General features: G+C 64.5%; 15 protein-coding genes. 2 read left to right on the forward strand and 13 right to left on the reverse strand.

Annotated elements, in window-relative coordinates:
* Positions 1-74: 74 nt before the first annotated feature.
* Positions 75-1,538, reverse strand: coding sequence for an HDOD domain-containing protein (locus tag FHP91_RS11220; protein WP_144309693.1), 1,464 nt, complete (start codon positions 1,536-1,538; stop codon positions 75-77).
* A 93-nt stretch (positions 1,539-1,631) separates the two neighbouring features.
* Positions 1,632-4,352, reverse strand: a complete 2,721-nt coding sequence (secA, locus tag FHP91_RS11225; RefSeq protein ID WP_144309694.1) for a preprotein translocase subunit SecA — start codon at positions 4,350-4,352, stop codon at positions 1,632-1,634.
* 111 nt (positions 4,353-4,463) lie between these two features.
* Here secA and FHP91_RS11230 point away from each other — a divergent pair, with 111 nt between their 5' ends.
* Positions 4,464-4,910 carry a DciA family protein gene (locus FHP91_RS11230; RefSeq protein WP_144309695.1) on the forward strand — a complete coding sequence of 149 codons (447 nt, stop codon included), beginning with the start codon at positions 4,464-4,466 and terminating at the stop codon, positions 4,908-4,910.
* On the forward strand, positions 4,888-5,409 hold the full coding sequence (locus FHP91_RS11235) for a hypothetical protein (protein WP_144309696.1): 522 nt from the start codon (positions 4,888-4,890) through the stop codon (positions 5,407-5,409). Before FHP91_RS11230 ends, FHP91_RS11235 begins: the two co-directional genes overlap by 23 nt.
* 51 nt (positions 5,410-5,460) lie before the next feature.
* Here FHP91_RS11235 and FHP91_RS11240 read toward each other — a convergent pair whose 3' ends face one another.
* From FHP91_RS11240 to murD, 11 genes are all read right to left on the reverse strand, one after another.
* Positions 5,461-5,649 carry a hypothetical protein gene (locus tag FHP91_RS11240; protein ID WP_144309697.1) on the reverse strand — a complete coding sequence of 63 codons (189 nt, stop codon included), beginning with the start codon at positions 5,647-5,649 and terminating at the stop codon, positions 5,461-5,463.
* 6 nt (positions 5,650-5,655) lie between these two features.
* Entirely contained in the window at positions 5,656-6,573 is a 918-nt protein-coding gene (gene lpxC, locus FHP91_RS11245) for a UDP-3-O-acyl-N-acetylglucosamine deacetylase (RefSeq protein WP_144309698.1), read from the reverse strand.
* Between the two features lie 172 nt (positions 6,574-6,745).
* The gene (gene ftsZ, locus FHP91_RS11250; protein WP_144309699.1) at positions 6,746-7,879 is read right to left on the reverse strand and encodes a cell division protein FtsZ; all 1,134 of its coding nucleotides are present in this window, start codon (positions 7,877-7,879) and stop codon (positions 6,746-6,748) included.
* A 148-nt stretch (positions 7,880-8,027) separates the two neighbouring features.
* Positions 8,028-9,257 (reverse strand): cell division protein FtsA, encoded by a 1,230-nt coding sequence (gene ftsA, locus FHP91_RS11255; RefSeq protein WP_144309700.1) that lies wholly within the window; start codon positions 9,255-9,257, stop codon positions 8,028-8,030.
* Positions 9,254-10,081, reverse strand: a complete 828-nt coding sequence (locus FHP91_RS11260) for a cell division protein FtsQ/DivIB (protein WP_144309701.1) — start codon at positions 10,079-10,081, stop codon at positions 9,254-9,256. The genes ftsA and FHP91_RS11260 overlap by 4 nt, the downstream gene beginning before the upstream one ends.
* A complete protein-coding gene (locus tag FHP91_RS11265) occupies positions 10,074-10,988 on the reverse strand; it encodes a D-alanine--D-alanine ligase (protein ID WP_144309702.1) in 915 nt (304 codons plus the stop codon). Before FHP91_RS11265 ends, FHP91_RS11260 begins: the two co-directional genes overlap by 8 nt.
* A gap of 25 nt (positions 10,989-11,013) precedes the next feature.
* A complete protein-coding gene (locus tag FHP91_RS11270; protein ID WP_144309703.1) occupies positions 11,014-11,832 on the reverse strand; it encodes an FAD-binding protein in 819 nt (272 codons plus the stop codon).
* Positions 11,829-13,226: a UDP-N-acetylmuramate--L-alanine ligase gene (murC, locus tag FHP91_RS11275; RefSeq protein ID WP_144309704.1), complete on the reverse strand. Its 1,398-nt coding sequence runs from the start codon at positions 13,224-13,226 to the stop codon at positions 11,829-11,831. The genes FHP91_RS11270 and murC overlap by 4 nt, the downstream gene beginning before the upstream one ends.
* 5 nt (positions 13,227-13,231) lie before the next feature.
* Positions 13,232-14,302 carry an undecaprenyldiphospho-muramoylpentapeptide beta-N-acetylglucosaminyltransferase gene (gene murG, locus FHP91_RS11280; RefSeq protein ID WP_144309705.1) on the reverse strand — a complete coding sequence of 357 codons (1,071 nt, stop codon included), beginning with the start codon at positions 14,300-14,302 and terminating at the stop codon, positions 13,232-13,234.
* Positions 14,299-15,528 carry a putative lipid II flippase FtsW gene (gene ftsW, locus FHP91_RS11285; protein WP_144309706.1) on the reverse strand — a complete coding sequence of 410 codons (1,230 nt, stop codon included), beginning with the start codon at positions 15,526-15,528 and terminating at the stop codon, positions 14,299-14,301. Before ftsW ends, murG begins: the two co-directional genes overlap by 4 nt.
* Complete coding sequence (murD, locus tag FHP91_RS11290) at positions 15,525-16,907, reverse strand: UDP-N-acetylmuramoyl-L-alanine--D-glutamate ligase (RefSeq protein ID WP_144309707.1); 1,383 nt, start codon at positions 16,905-16,907, stop codon at positions 15,525-15,527. Before murD ends, ftsW begins: the two co-directional genes overlap by 4 nt.
* Positions 16,908-16,909: the final 2 nt, after the last annotated feature.

The following is a 16,909-nucleotide window of genomic DNA, read 5'->3' on the forward strand; positions in this document are numbered from 1 at the left end:
GACGAAATCAGCAGAAAAGGGCTGTGCGCATGGCGGGGCCACGGCATCGGCTGAAATGATACCGGAGTTGCGCCTCAGGGCGCGGCGCCGCCGCCTGCCCGGTGGGTAGTGACCAGCGCCATCGACATTTGCTGGACGAAGTGCACAAAGGCGTAGAAGGCTTCATCGTCGATGGCGGCGGCGCCAACGTCGCGCTCGGCATAGACCAGGCCAATCACCCGGCCGTTGCCCATGATCGGCGCCATGGCGGCGGGCCCGGTGCCGACAATACCGGCCAGATGGCCGCGCGATACCGCAAGGCGCATCGGTTGCGCGGTACCGATCAAGGAGTCGACCGGATCCTTGCCGCCGGGGTTCAGCGTCAATGCGAAGGCGGCACGCATGGCTTCACCGCCGGCGCCCAGGCCGTACTTGCCAACCAATTGCTGGCGATTCGGCGTCAGCAAGGCAACCACCACGCGAGCAAAGCCCACACCTTGCAAAATGCCTTCGGCGGCGAGATACACGGCGTCAGAGAATCGCCCGCCAGACATGATCAGCGCAGTCAATTCGCGCAAGATGGCCAGCTGCCGCTCGGCCGGCGACACCGTCGGCAACGGTTCGGTTACGGTCTCGACCACTTCGGACGAAGCGGGAATGCCACGTGCCGCGGTGGACGCGCCGTATTCGGTGGCCAGGCGCGCGGCTTCATTGGCCAGCGCAGCCACGGTCTCGCGCACTTCCTTCTCGGGGCGGTCGATATGGCGCGCGAGCGCGGTCAGCGCGGCTTTGGCCGGCGCGCTGTCCCAGCCGCCGATCACTGCCCCGGCCACCTGATGGCCAAGCGCGATTGAGGTTTCGAGCGCACTGGGCCGAGCCGACGGTTCTAACACCGCATGCAGCAAGCTGCCCAGACGCCACTCTCGGGTCAGCTGCACCGACAGTTGACGCAAGCGGAAGCCGAGCACGGCCATCTGGGTTGAGGTTTCATGCTCCGGCGTGCAATCCGGCGGAAGCTGTTCCGCCAGCAACTCCGCCTTGGTGCCGCCAAAACACCAAAAGGCCATTTCACCCACGCGCGTGAGGAGAGCAGCGATGAAGACCTCTTCGGCCCGCCCGTCGCCGCGCATTTTGGCAATGCCGCGCGCCAGTGTTGCGGCAAAGAAGCAATGCGACAGCTCGGCCTCGACACGTTTGCGCACGCCACCCTGCAACAGACCGTCAACCAACGCAATCCCGATGGCCAGATCGGCCACGACATCAAAGCCGAGCACGACAATGCCGCGGCTGATCGTACCCACGCCCTGCCGCGCGCTATTGAAATAGGCACTGTTGGCCAGGCGCAAGACCTTGGTGGTCATCGCCGGGTCTTTGAGAATGACCGCGGCCAGCCGGCCGGCCGAGGCACTGTCGTCGTCCATGATGGCGCGGATACCGTCGACCGTCGAGCCGAAGGCCGGCATCTCCTGGTCGCGAATATGGGCGACCCACTCGCTCAAACCCTCGGGAGTCACACCGGGCAGCGGGGGGATTTCGTCGAATGAGAGTTCTGGAAACATGCTGAATTTAACGGTCCGAGAGGCCGCCGGCTTGAGCCCTGCGCCAAATATGACAACGGCGCCCTCGGGCGCCGTTGATTGATGCTTGAACGTTCAGGCCAGTCGGCCGTGGCAATGCTTGTACTTCTTGCCCGAGCCGCAAGGACACGGCTCGTTGCGACCGACTTTGGGACCGGCGTCGGCGGGGACTGTGCCATCGTCGTCGCCTCGCTTGATGCCCAGGGCTTCGTCGTAGTCGGCGTGGTGATATTGCACATTCTCGACACCCGCCGCCTCGACTTCTTCGAGCGGCGCTTCGGTGCGAATCTGAACCGTCATCAGCAAACGGGTGACGTCGGTGCGCACGGATTGCAACAGCGTTTCGAACAGCTCGAAGGCTTCGCGCTTGTATTCCTGCTTGGGGTTCTTTTGCGCATAACCGCGCAGATGGATGCCCTGACGCAGGTGGTCCAGCGCGGCGAGGTGCTCGCGCCAGTGGTTGTCGAGGCTCTGCAGCATCACGCTGCGTTCGAACTGGTGCCAGGCGGTGGCATCGACCATGGCAACCTTGGCGGCAAAATGCGCGTCGGCCGCTTCGACCACACGCTGGGCGATGGCGTCGTCGTCCAGCCCGGTTTCGGCCGCGATCCACTCGCCCACCGGCAGCTTCAGCTGATACTCGCCCTCGAGCGCCTGCTCGAGCGCGGCAATCTCCCACTGCTCCTCGACGCTGTCGGCCGGCACATACAGGCGGAAGCAGTCGTGGATCACGCCCTGACGCATGGCGGTGATGGTTTCGGAGATGTCGGTACTTTCGAGCAGCTCGTTGCGCTGCTGGTAGATGACTTTGCGCTGGTCGTTGGAGACGTCGTCGAACTCCAGCAACTGCTTGCGGATATCGAAGTTGCGCTGCTCGACCTTGCGCTGGGCAGATTCGAGCGAACGGGTGACCATGCCATGCTCGATGGCCTCGCCTTCGGGCATCTTGAGGCGAACCATGATGGCGTTGAGGCGGTCACCGGCGAAGATGCGCATCAGCGGATCTTCGAGCGACAGATAGAAACGGCTCTCGCCCGGATCGCCCTGACGACCGGCACGGCCGCGCAGCTGGTTGTCGATACGGCGCGATTCGTGACGTTCGGTACCAATGATCTTCAGGCCGCCCGCCGCAATCACTTGTGCGTGCAGCGAATCCCATTCTTTGCGCAGGGCCTCGGTCGCGGTGGCTTTTTGCTCGTCCGACAGCGACGCGTCGGCCATCACCGAATCCACCTGTTTCTGGACGTTGCCGCCGAGCACGATGTCGGTACCGCGACCCGCCATGTTGGTGGCGATGGTGATGACGCCCGGACGACCGGCCTGGGCGACGATCTGTGCTTCTTTTTCGTGCTGCTTGGCGTTGAGCACCTGATGGGGCAGCTTGGCCTTGACCATCAGCTCGGCGAGCAACTCGGAGCTTTCGATGGAGGTGGTACCCACCAGCACCGGCTGACCACGCTCGTGGCAGTCCTTGATGTCGTCAATGACGGCGTCGAACTTCTCCTTCATGGTGCGATAGACCTTGTCGTTCTGGTCCTTGCGTTGCATCGGGCGGTTGGTCGGAATGACCACCGTCTCGAGGCCGTAGATGGACTGGAACTCGAAGGCTTCGGTGTCGGCCGTACCGGTCATGCCGGCCAGCTTGGCGTACATGCGGAAGTAGTTCTGGAAGGTGATCGAAGCCAGGGTCTGGTTCTCGGCCTGGATCTTGACGCCTTCCTTGGCCTCAACGGCCTGATGCAGGCCTTCGGACCAGCGACGACCCGGCATCAGACGGCCGGTGAATTCGTCGACGATGATGATCTCGCCGTTCTGCACCACGTACTGCTGATCCTTGTGGAACAGCGAGTAGCCACGCAAGGCGGCGTACATGTGGTGCATCAGCAGGATGTTGGCCGGATCATACAGCGAGGTGCCTTCCGGCAGCAGCCCGTGCTCGGTCAGGATCTCTTCGGCGCGCTCGTGACCGGCTTCGGTCAGCAGCACCTGGTGCGCCTTGAGATCGACGGTGTAGTCGCCCGGCTCGGTGATGTCATCGCCCTCGCCGATCTGCTTCTTCAGCAGCGGCGCGATGGTGTTCATCTTGAGGTAGAGATCGGTGTGGTCTTCGGCCTGGCCGGAGATGATCAGCGGCGTGCGGGCCTCGTCGATCAGGATCGAGTCCACTTCGTCGACCACCGCAAAGCTCAGCGCGCGCTGTACACGCTCTGCCGCTTCGTACTTCATGTTGTCGCGCAGGTAGTCGAAACCGAATTCGTTGTTGGTGCCGTAGGTGATGTCGGCGGCGTAGGCGGCGAGCTTCTCGGCCTCACTCAGCTGTGACACATTGACGCCCACCGACAGGCCGAGGAAGCCATACAACTGCCCCATCCACTCCGCATCGCGGCGGGCCAGATAGTCGTTCACCGTGATGACATGGACGCCCTTGCCGGTCAGCGCGTTGAGGTACACCGGCAGCGTCGCCACCAGAGTTTTGCCCTCGCCGGTCCGCATCTCGGCAATCTTGCCGTTGTGCAACACCATGCCACCCACGAGCTGGACGTCGAAGTGGCGCATGCCGTGCACCCGCTTGCCGGCTTCGCGAACCACCGCGAACGCTTCGGGCAAAAGGCTGTCCAGACTCTCACCCTCGGCAATCCGCGCCTTGAAGGCGTCGGTCTTGGCCTTGAGGTCGGCGTCGGACAGTGCCGCCATCTCGGGTTCGAGCGCATTGATCGCCCGCACCGTCTTCGAATATTGACGAATGAGCCGATCGTTGCGGCTACCGAATACTTTCTTTAGAAGGCCGGAAATCATGTCAGGGGCGTGGGAGATGGGGCAAAATGCGAATACTAGCACGGTCAGCAGAACTGACTCCGTCCCGTGCACGCCATCACCACCAACCCTTGAGATGCATCAATTCACCCCATGACGCAACGGCTTGATCGCTTTGCTGGAGAAGGCTCGGCCCTCGACCGCTTGCGCGCCCACGCCAGCCGTCTGGGCCGGCTCCAGCAGATCGTGCTGGCCGAGCTGCCGCCCTACCTGGCCGACAGCTGCCACGTAGCCAACCTCAAGGAAGATGTGCTGCTGATTCACGCCGCCACCGGCGCCGTCGCCGCCAAACTGCGCCAGGCCACACCCCGCCTGCTTAACACGCTCGCAATGCAGGGCGTGATGGTCAGCAGCATCAAGATCGCCACCCGTCCGGTGAACCCCGCGCCCCCGCCGAAACCCCCCGAACAACGCACGGTGAGCGATCAAACGCAGGACGCCTTGCGCTCGCTCGCCAGCGCCCTGCCCGCCGACGACCCGCTACGCGCGGCGCTGGAACGCTTCGTGCGGCGAAGCCGTGGGGCATCCAAATCCGATTGAACCGCTGATGCACCCGCTTCTTGCGCACCTGCTCAAAGTGGTTGCCGTTGGCGTTGCGGCGTTGGCGGCAGTCGTTGCTATTCCTGCGGCGGCACTCTCCTTGGCCTTTGGCCTCATCGTCGGACCGAGCAAGGACGAAGTGACTCGTCTCAGTGCGCCAGACGGAAAAGTCGACGCGGTGCTGATTGAAACGAATGGTGGCGCAACGACCTCGTTCGGCTACGAAGTCTATCTGGTGCCCACGGGCACGGAACGCAGTGGCGAACCCGCGGCGGTGCTATACGGAGCCATGCGCAACGAGAATGCATACGGCGTGACACTGGTTTGGGAGTCCCCAACATCACTGTCTGTGCGTTTTTTGACGACCCGATCCAAGGCGTTGACCAACCCCCGCGTTGCCATTGACGGGCAAAGCGTCAGAATCACTTTGAAGGCGGGAGAGAATGATCCCGCCGCGCCGCCGGGAGGAATGCTCTACAACTTGAGAGATGGTCACTGACGCCTTGGCGGACGACTTTACACAAGGCCACCTCGGTCGCGACGCTCACGGCTAGAAAATCGGCGCCAACAAGCGCTCGATGAGCAGCAGCGCCATGAATACCAGCAGGGTGACCAGACCAATGCGGGTGAACACCCAGGCCCAGTAGCGATAGCGGGGGTTGCCCGAGAGCAGATAGAGAATCAGCGATCCGCCCACCATCAGCAGTGCCAGCACACCCGCCAGTCGAATGACAAACATCGGCGATCAGCCCAATACGGGTTCGAACATGCCAGCGACACTGGGGGCGGCCTGGGTGTGATCGTCGAAGGTGACGACCTCCCAGGCACTTTCGTCTTCAAGCAGCACGCGCAGCACCTGGTTGTTCAGCGCGTGGCCCGATTTGTGTGCCGAGTAGGCGGCCAGCAGCGGCTTGCCCGCCAGGTAGAGATCGCCGATGGCGTCCAGCACCTTGTGTTTGACGAACTCGTCGTTGTAGCGCAGCCCGTCTGAATTGAGGATGCGGTACTCGTCCATCACGATCGCGTTGTCGAGACTGCCACCCAAGGCCAGGCCGTTGGAGCGCATGAACTCGACGTCTTGCACGAAACCGAAGGTGCGGGCGCGTGACACGTCCTGCACATACGACAGGTCGGCGAAGTCGACGGTGGCGTCAGTCTTGGTGCGGTTGATGGCCGGGTGATTGAAGACGATGGAGAAGTCGAGCTTGAAGCCGTCGTAGGGCTCCAGGCGCACCCATTTATCGTCTTCGCGGTATTCGACCGCCTTCTTGACGCGCAGAAAGCGCTTGGGCGCAGCTTGCTCTTCCAATCCGGCAGACTGAATCAGAAACACGAAGGGGCCGGCGCTGCCGTCAAGAATCGGCAGTTCGGCCGCGTCCACATCCACGTGCACATTGTCCACACCCAGACCGGCCAGCGCCGACATGAGATGTTCGACCGTGCCCACCTTGGCCTCGCCTTGCTGGAGGCCGGAGCACAGCCGGGTGTCGACCACGGAGTACGGGTCAGCCGGCAGATCAACCGGCGGATCGAGGTCCACCCGGTGAAACACCACGCCGGTATCGGGCGCGGCGGGGCGCAGCACCATGGTCACCTTGCGGCCGCCGTGCAGGCCGACGCCGGTGGCCGAAATTGTCGATTTGAGCGTGCGTTGCTTGATCATGATCCGTCGCCGTGTAGGGTCCTGGCGCCCGCTCAGGAAATGACTCAGGCGCATCAGGCTGAAGTCTAGCATGCGGTGCACAACGCGCTTTTCAATGGCGACGGGCGCCTTGCGCGCGGACGGGAGGCATCGTCCATGCGCAAGGCGCCCGCCGGGGCGGAACGAATGCTGATCAGTCTGCCTGCTTGCGCAAGAAGGCCGGGATATCGTAAGTGCCCACACCGCTGGCGCTCATCGCCTCGACCGTCGTGCGACGACCGCTGCGAATCACCGCCGGCACATCATTTTCGTGCGCGCCGCTGGACGGGCCATACGTGCCCGTACCCTGCACCACTTGCATCACGGGCTTGCTGGCCGACACGGCCGGGTTGCCCAGACCGGTGGCAACCACGGTGACGCGAATGCGGTCTTCCATGGCTTCGTCGAAGACGGTGCCGTAGATCACGAAGGCGTCCTTGGCGGCGAAGGCGCGCACGGTATTCACAGCTTCCTTCACTTCCGACATCTTCAGCGAGCGGCTGGCGGTCAGGTTGATCAGCACGCCACGGGCGCCGGAGAGCTCAACCCCTTCGAGCAGCGGGCTGGCGGCAGCCTGTTCGGCAGCAATGCGTGCACGGTCGATACCGGCGGCTTCGGCGGAGCCCATCATGGCGCGGCCCATTTCGGCCATCACCGTGCGAACGTCCTGGAAGTCGACGTTCACCAGACCCGGGATGTTGATGATTTCGGCAATCCCGCCGACGGCGTTGCGCAGCACGTTGTCGGCGGCGCGGAAGCCGTCTTCGAGGCTGGCGTCATCGCCCAGCACTTCCATCAGCTTGTCGTTGAGCACGACGATCAGCGAATCGACATGGCTGGAGAGCTCTTCGATGCCGCTGTCGGCGACGCGGTCGCGGTTTTCGAAGTCGAAGGGTTTGGTCACCACACCGACGGTGAGGATGCCCATTTCCTTGGCCACTTCAGCCACCACCGGCGCAGCACCGGTGCCGGTGCCACCGCCCATGCCGGCGGTAATGAACACCATGTGCGCGCCCTTGATCGCCTCGGCGATCTGCTCACGCGCTTCCTGCGCGGAGCAACGGCCGGCTTCCGGCTTGGCGCCGGCGCCCAGGCCCGAGGTGCCGAGCTGCACCTTCTGGGATGACAGATTGCGTTTGAGCGCCTGCGCATCGGTATTGGCGGTGATGAACTCCACGCCGTGCACGCTCTCGCGGATCATGTGATCGACGGCATTGCCGCCGGCGCCCCCGATACCGACCACCTTGATGATGGTGCCGATCGGTTCCTTTTCAACGATTTCAAACATGTGCCTCGCCTCCTTGAAAAACGGCTTTAACGCCACTTTCTCGTCTGCGCTATCCGGTATCTAGTATTAGTTTGGCATTCTATAACTAAATACCGGGCAGCAACAGACGAACTACAAATTCATACAAAACCCCGCCCGAGGGCGAGCCCTAGAAATTCCGTTCAAACCAACCCTTCATCCGGTCAAACATCTGGCGCAGGTTGCGTGTCTCGCGCGCCTGAATCCCGCGGCGCCGCTGCGCCATCGCCTCGACCATCAATCCCATCGCGGTGGCATAGCGCGGCTGACACACCACATCCGCCAGGCCACCCCTGTATTGCGGTGCGCCGATGCGCACCGGCATATGGAAAATTTCTTCGCCCAGCTCGATCATGCCGTCCATCACCGAGGCGCCGCCGGTGAGCACGATGCCGGACGAGAGCAGCTCTTCGTAGCCGCTGCGACGCAACTCCGACTGCACCAGCTCGAACAATTCCGACACCCGCGGCTCGATCACGTCGGCCAGCGCCTGACGCGAGAGCTTGCGGGCAGAGCGATCACCGACACCGGGCACTTCGATCATCTCGCTCGGGTCGGCCAGCGAGCTCATCGCCACGCCGTGGCGGATCTTGATTTCTTCGGCTTCGGCCGTCGGCGTGCGCAAGGCCATGGCGATGTCGTTGGTGATCTGGTCACCTGCCACCGGAATCACCGCCGTGTGGCGAATCGCCCCCTGCGTGAACACCGCCAGATCGGTGGTGCCGCCGCCGATATCGACCAGGCACACGCCCAGCCCCTTCTCGTCTTCGGACAGCGTGGCGTAGCTCGAGGCCAGCGGCTGCAGGATCAGGTCCATCACCTCCAGCCCGCAGCGGCGCACACACTTGACCACGTTTTGCGCAGCAGACACCGCGCCGGTGACGATGTGCACCTTCACTTCCAGCTTCACGCCGCTCATGCCGATCGGCTCGCGCACGCCGTCCTGGCCGTCGATGATGAATTCTTGGGTAAGGATGTGCAGGATCTGTTGATCGGCGGGGATCGGCATGGCGCGCGCCACTTCGATCACCCGCTCGACATCCATCGTGGACACTTCCTTGTCCTTGATGGCCACCATGCCATTCGAGTTGAAGCTCTTGATGTGACTGCCCGCGATGCCGGTGTAAAGATCGCCGATCTTGCAGTCGGCCATCAGTTCAACCTCCTGGATCACCCGCGAGATCGCATCGACGGTCGCCTCGATATTGACCACCACCCCGCGGCGCAAGCCGTTGGACGGCTGCGTGCCGAGGCCGATCACGTTGAACTGTCCATCCGGGCGCACCTCGGCCACCATGCAGGTGGTCTTGGATGTGCCGATGTCGAGCCCGACGACGAGATCTTTGTATTCCTTGCTCATTTTTTGCTTTCCACTGACTTCTTGTCGCCCACCGGCAAGAGGGCGAAACCATTCGGATACCGCAAATCCGCCACCGCGATCGTCATCGGTGACTTGGCCAATGCCTTGGGGTAAGCCTCGACGAAGCGCGCCATCCGCTCTTCGACATGCGCTTTTTCACGATCGCGACCGAGGCGGATCACCAGGCCATCGTCCAGCGTCAACTGCCACGCCTCTCGCGCGGACAAGCCCAGCTCAACCAACTCCCGACCCAGCGGCGCGAGCAGTTTGGAGAAGCGCGCATGGCTGGCCAGCACGTAGCCGGCATAGCCCTCCGGCCCGATGAAGGCCGGCATGTGGGCGTTGCTGGCGGCCACAAAGATCTCGCCCTGACGATTGACCAGCCGCGTCTCGCCGCTGTCGTTCACCGTCCAATAGGCCACGGCCTGGTGCTCTTCGAGCCGCACTTCGAGCATGTCGGGCCAGTGGCGACGCACCTGGGCGCGGCGTACCCACGGCAGCTTTTCGAAGGCCTCGCGCACCGACACCAGATCCACCGTGAAGAAATTGCCTTTCACCGCCGAGCGCGCGGCGTACTGCAGTTGTTCTGCCGACACCTGCGCCGGCGGCGTGAGCACCGTCACTTCGCGCAGCTGGAAGGCGGGGCGCGCGGCCAGCCAGGTGACCGCCGCGTAGCCGATCATCGCGGTCGCGATCAGCATCAGCGCGTCCGACACCAGGTTCAGCAGCGCCGGTCGATGCCACACGCCCACACGCACCCGCCCGCCACCGGCGGCACGATTGGCAAGCTTGCGGTTAGCAGGACGCGGACGGATCTCAGCCAAGGCGCGCTTTCTCCAGAATCGACAGGCACAGGGCGGTGAAGTCATAACCAGCCACGCGGGCCGACATCGGCACCAGCGAGTGGCCGGTCATGCCCGGCGTGGTGTTCATTTCGAGCAGATAGGGTTTGCCGTCAGCGGTCAGAATCAGGTCACCCCGGCCCCAGCCGCGGCACGCCAACACACGGGCTGCGCGCAACATCAGCGCCTGCAGCTCGGCTTCCTGCGCCGCAGGCAAGCCGCTGGGGCAAAAATACTGGGTGTCGTCGGTGAAGTACTTGTTCTGATAGTCGTAGTTGCCCCCCGGCGCCACGATGCGCACCACCGGTAGCACTTCGTCGCCCAGGAAGGGAATGGTCAGCTCCTGGCCTTCGATAAACTCCTCGGCGATCACCAAGGTGTCGAAACGCGCCGCGAGCGCCCAGGCGTCGGCCAACTGGCTTGCATCGGTCACCTTGGTGGCGCCCATGCTCGAGCCTTCATGCACCGGCTTGACGAAGATCGGCAGCCCCAGGTCGGCGGCCACGGCGGCCCAGTCGCTGGTCTCGTCGATGATGTGAAACCGCGGCGTCGGCAGGCCTGCAGCCAGCCACACCAGCTTGGTCCGCCATTTGTCCATCGACACCGCCGAGGCCATCACGCCGCTACCGGTGTATGGGATGCCAAGCATCTCGAGCATGCCCTGCACCGTGCCGTCTTCGCCGCCCCGGCCATGCAGTGCCAGGAAGGCACGATCGTAGCCTTCATCCTTGAGCACATGCAGATCGGTATCGGCGGGGTCGAAGGCGTGCGCATCCACGCCGGCACCCTGCAGGGCCGCGAGCACGGCCTTGCCGGACATCAGCGACACCTCGCGCTCGGCGGACGCGCCGCCCATCAACACCGCGACTTTTCCGAATCGTGTCTGCATGCTTTCCGTCATTTCGCTCATCGCCTTAGCCTCGCGCCCCGACGAAGCGAAGCCGGCAATTAACCGACCGCCCCGCCTGCTGGCTCGCAGCCGCGCACAATTGTTCAATTGCCGATTCGAGATCCGCCGCCTCGGCCGTTTCATCCAGTTGAAGTTGGGCCGTACCGCCATCGAGACGCACCGCGCCCGTCAGGGTCGGCCCTGCAGCCAGCACATGGGGCACGCTCTCAGGCGCAAACAGTTGCGTCACCGCCCGCGCGCCCGCCATTGCGATGGGCACATGCGCCGTCTCGCTGCCGCCGATCAGCCACACCCCGAGCATCATCTCGTCCGAGTGACGCGTGGCACCGGCCCAGGTGCGGTCGAGGCCAAACTCGGTCACTTCGCGCTCATGCGCATGGCCGTGTCGATCAACGGTATGCACCGCCCTCACCTGCGACCACAGCCCGTGCTCACCCACGCTGACATTGGTACGCAAGGCGCCGCCGATGGAACCGGGCACGCCGGCCAGCCACGCCAGTGCGCCGTGCTGATGTTGCGCACAGGCGTGACCGAGCCGGGCACACAGCGCGCCGGCTTCGACATACACGCCGTCATCGGTGAAATCGATGCGCTTCAACTTGGCCGTACCGATCACCACGCCTTGCATGCCGCCCTGGCGAATCACCACGCGCGAGCCCGTGCCGCTCACCAGCACCGGCTCGTCGAGACGCAGCGCTGCGAGAAAGCCGCGCAAGTCCTCGGCATCGGTCGGCGTATACACAAACTGCGCCGTACCGCCCACGCCCCAGGCGCTGCGCTCGGCCATGCCGACATCACGCAACCAGGTGCCGCGGGCGCTCATGCGCTCTCCTCGCCGGCCAGTTGGCCCGGTACCGCGCCGATGGTGCCGGCGCCCATGGTCAGCACCACGTCGCCGTCCTGCACCACGTCGAGCACGGTTTGGCTCATCTCGTCGATCTGCTCGACAAACACCGGCTCGATCCGCCCCGCGACACGCAGCGCGCGCGCCAGGGACCGGCCGTCGGCTGCCACCAGCGGCGCCTCGCCGGCCGAATAGACCTCGGCAAGCACCAGCGCATCGACGGTGGACAACACTTTTACGAAATCTTCGAAGCAATCACGCGTGCGGGTGTAGCGGTGCGGCTGGAAGGCCAGCACCAGACGCCGCCCTGGGAAGGCACCGCGCGCCGCCTCGATGGTGGCGGCCATTTCAACCGGGTGGTGACCGTAGTCATCCACCAGCGTGAAACTGCCGCCGGCCGGCAAAGCGATGTCGCCATAGCGCTGGAAGCGCCGTCCCACGCCCTTGAATTCGGCCAGCGCCTGGATAATCGCCTCGTCTGCCACGCCCACCTCGGTCGCCACGGCGATGGCCGCCAGCGCGTTGAGGACGTTGTGCGTCCCCGGCATGTTCAGGGTGATCGGCAGGCGCGACACCGTGCCGTTGATGCGCAGCACGTCGAAGACCATGCGGCCGGCTTCGGCGCGAACGTTCTCGGCGCGGATATTGGCGTTCGGCGAGAAGCCATAGCGCACGATCTGCTTGGACACCAGCGGCATGATCGAGCGGACATGCGGGTCGTCCTCGCACAGCACGGCCACGCCGTAGAAGGGCAGGCGCTGGAGGAAGTCGATGAAGGCCTGCTTGAGCCGCGCGAAGTCGTGGCCATAGGTGTCCATGTGATCGGCATCGATGTTGGTCACCACCGAGATCACCGGATTGAGCAGCAGGAAGGAGGCATCGGACTCGTCCGCCTCGGCCACCAGAAACTCGCCCTTGCCCAGGCGCGCGTTGGCGCCAGCCGCGTTCAGGCGACCGCCAATGACGAAGGTCGGGTCCAGCCCGCCCTCGGCAAGAATCGACGCGGTCAGCGACGTGGTGGTGGTCTTGCCGTGGGTGCCGGCAATCGCCACGCCCTGCTTGAGGCGCATGATCTCGGCGAGCATCTGGGCACGCGGCACCACCGGCACCTGACGCACGCGCGCAGCCCGCACCTCGGGGTTGTCGGCTTTGACGGCGGTGGATACCACCACCACGTCGGCATCTGCCGCGTGGGCCGCATCGTGGCCGCGCATGACCCGGGCGCCCATGGCCGTCAGGCGGCGCGTGGCGGCGCTTTCACCCAGATCCGAACCGCTCACGGCGAAACCCTGGTTCAGCAGCACTTCGGCGATACCGCTCATGCCGGCACCGCCGATGCCCACAAAATGGACGTGTTTGACTTTGTGTTTCATGATCCTTAGGACTCCTTCTCGCCGACCAGCTCACGGCACACCTGCGCCACCTCGGCCGCCGCATTCGGGCGGGCCAGGGCACGGGCCGCGTTGGCCATGTCACGCAGACGACGGCGATCGAGACCGCGCAAAATGCCGGCCAGACGATCGGGGCTCAGCTCGCTCTGCGGCAGCAAATAGGCCGCACCGCGATCCGCCAGGAAACGGGCGTTGCCGGTCTGGTGGTCGTCCACCGCGTGCGGCAGCGGCACCAGAATGCTGGCCACACCGGCCGCGGCCAGCTCGGCCACGGTCAGCGCACCGGCGCGGCAGATCACCACATCGGCCGCCGCGTAGGCCGCCGCCATGTCTTCAATAAAGGGGCGCAGATCGCCCGCCACCCGCGCCAAGGCGTAGCTCTCACGCAAGGCCTCAATCTGTGTGGCACCGGCCTGATGCACCACCTGCGGTCGGACCGACACCGCCAGACTGGCCAGCGCCTGCGGTACGGTTTCGTTCAAGACTTTGGCACCCAGACTGCCGCCGATCACCAGAATGTTCAGCGGGCCTTCGCGCTCGGCGAAGCGCTCGTCCGGCGTCGGCAACGCAACGATATCGGCCCGCACCGGATTGCCCAACCAGTGGCTGCCTTTGATCACCTTCGGAAAGCCGGTGACGATCCGATCGGCCACCCGCGCCAGCACGCGATTGGCCAGGCCGGCCACGGAATTTTGCTCATGCACCACCAACGGCCGGCCAAGCAGCACGGCCATCATGCCGCCGGGAAAACTCACATAGCCGCCCATGCCAAGCACCACGTCGGGCTTGCTGCCGCGAATCGCTTTGAATGCCTGCCAGAAACCACGCAGCAGGTTGAGTGGGAGCAGCACTTTGGCCATCACGCCCTTGCCGCGCAAGGCGCCGAATCGGATCCAGGCCGTTTCATAGCCGCGCTCGGGAATCAGGCGACCTTCCATGCGGTCGGCATTGCCGAGCCAGACAATGCGCCAGCCCTCGGCGCGCAGCGCCTCGGCCACCGCGATGCCCGGATAGATATGCCCGCCCGTGCCGCCAGCCATGACCATCAACGTCTTCATGCGCCACCTCCGCGCATGATCTGACGATTCTCCCAATCGATACGCAGCAGGATCGCCAGTGCCAGACAGTTGGCCACGATGCCCGAACCGCCGAAACTCATCAACGGCAGGGTCAAGCCCTTGGTGGGCAGCAAGCCCATGTTGACGCCCATATTGATAAAGGACTGCACGCCAATCCACAGACCGATGCCTTGCGCCACCAATCCGGCGAAGAATTTCTCGAGATCGATCGCCTGGCGCCCGATCGCAAAGGCACGATGCACCAGCATGGCGAACAGGGCGATCACCACCAGCACGCCAACCAGGCCAAGCTCTTCGGCGATGATGGCGAGGATGAAGTCGGTGTGCGCCTCGGGCAGGTAGAACAGCTTCTCGACGCTGGCCCCGAGGCCGACGCCGAACCATTCGCCACGGCCGAAGGCGATCAGCGCGTGCGAGAGCTGATAGCCCTTGCCGAAGGCGTCCTGAAACGGATCCATGAAACCAAAGATGCGGTCGCGCCGATAGGGCGACAGCCAGATCAGCAACATGAAGCCGATCAGCGCCACCACCGCCAGCAGGGCGAAGACGCGTACATTGATGCCGCCGAGAAACAGGATGCCGAAGGCGATCGCCGTGATGACCACGAAGGCGCCAAAGTCCGGCTCCTTGAGCAGCAAGAAGCCCACCAGCAGCACCACGCCAAGCATGGGCAGGAAGGCGCGTTTGAAGCTGGCCATGTGCGGCAGCTTGCGCACGGTGTAGTCCGCGGCGTACAGCGCAGCGAACAGCTTCATGGCCTCGGAGGGCTGGAAGTTGAGCGGCCCGACGGGCAGCCAGCGGCTGGCGCCGTTGACCTCGCGGCCAATGCCGGGGATCACCACCAGAATCAACAGCACCACGCCGCCCACGAACAGATGCGGAGACAACTGCTGCCACACCCGCATCGGCAGCTGAAAAGCGACCGCGCCGATGATCGCGCCGATCATCAGAAACACGCCGTGGCGCACCAGATAGTAGGTGCTTTGATGGCCGGTATACTTCAGGCCTTCGGCCGTCGCGATGGAGGACGAGTAGACCATCACCAGGCCGATCATGAGCAGGCTCACGGCCGACCAGATCAGCATCGGATCGAGCTCGCGCGGGTGGACCTCCGGTGCGCCGAGACGATGCACCGCACGACGCGCCGCCGGATTCTCGGCTTTGCGACGCGGCAGCAAGGAGGGAAGCGAGAGGCTCAGTTTCATGCAGCCGCCACCCGGGGCAAGGCGCGCACCGCCTCGACAAACACATCGGCGCGATGAACGTAGCTGCGGAACATGTCAAAGCTGGCGCAGGCCGGCGACAACAGCACCGCGTCGCCCGGTTGCGCCAGGGCATCGGCGCGCAACACCGCACGCGGCAGGTCGGCGGCAAATTCAATCGGCACATGGGTGCCATCGAGCGCGGCGGCAATCTGCGGCCCGTCGCGGCCGATCAAAATGACTGCGCGCGCATGCCGGGTGACCGGCTCGCGCAGGGGCGAAAAATCCTGCCCCTTGCCATCACCGCCGGCGATCAACAGCACCGAGCGCTGCAAGCCGGCCAGCGCGGCAATGGTGGCGCCGACGTTGGTGCCTTTGGAGTCATCGTAATAGGTGACGCCATCGTCACGCTCGCCGATGCGCTCAACCCGGTGCGGCAGACCGCGAAAGGTCCGCAAGCCGTCAAGCAAACGCTCGGTCGACAGGCCGATCGCCTCGCACAGCGCCAGCGCGGCCAGCGCATTGGCGGCGTTGTGCAGGCCGGCCAGGGGCAGCGCGTCGATGGCGATCAGCGATTCATCACCGCGAACCAGATGGCCATCGCAGATCCCGTAGTCGGTCACGCGATGCGGCTTGTCGAGCCCGAAGGTCGCGCTGGCAGCGTCACCGAGCATCGAGGCGACCCGTGCGTCATCGCGATTGGCCACGGCCACCCGCGCACCGGCAAAGATGCGCGCCTTGGTGGCAGCGTAGTCGGCCAGCGAATCGTAGCGGTCAAGGTGATCGTCGCTGATATTCAGCACCACGGCCGCATCGGCACACAGCTCGGACACGGTCTCGAGCTGGAAACTGGACAACTCCAGCACCCAGCAGTCGGGCAGCGGCTGGCCGGCATTGAGTCGGTCGAGCAGCACCGCGAGTGTGGCGGGGCTGATGTTGCCGGCTTCCACCGCATCCGCCCCGGCCGCACGGCACAAGGCGGCGGTCAGCGCCGTGGTGGTGGTCTTGCCGTTCGTACCGGTAATGGCGATCAGGCGGCAGCGATCGCGCTCACCGAGCGCTGTCAGCGCATCCACAAACACCTGAATTTCGCCGGTGACCGGGATGCCGCGCTCACGCGCTGCTGCGATCACCGGCTGGCGCGGATCGAGCCCCGGGCTGATCGCCAGCACATCAACACCCACGAGCAGATCGAGATCGAACGCACCTGCGGTCAGCGACACGCCGGGCAGCGCGGCGCACAACGCCTCGGCACCGGGCGGGTTGGCACGGCTGTCGGCCACACGCACCGATGCCCCCTCTCGCGCCAACCAGCGCGCGAGGGCCAGGCCGGATTCACCCAGCCCGAGCACCAATACGTGTTTGCCTTGCCACATGCCCATGT

Source organism: Denitromonas halophila, assembly GCF_007625155.1.
Lineage (GTDB): Bacteria > Pseudomonadota > Gammaproteobacteria > Burkholderiales > Rhodocyclaceae > Nitrogeniibacter > Nitrogeniibacter halophilus.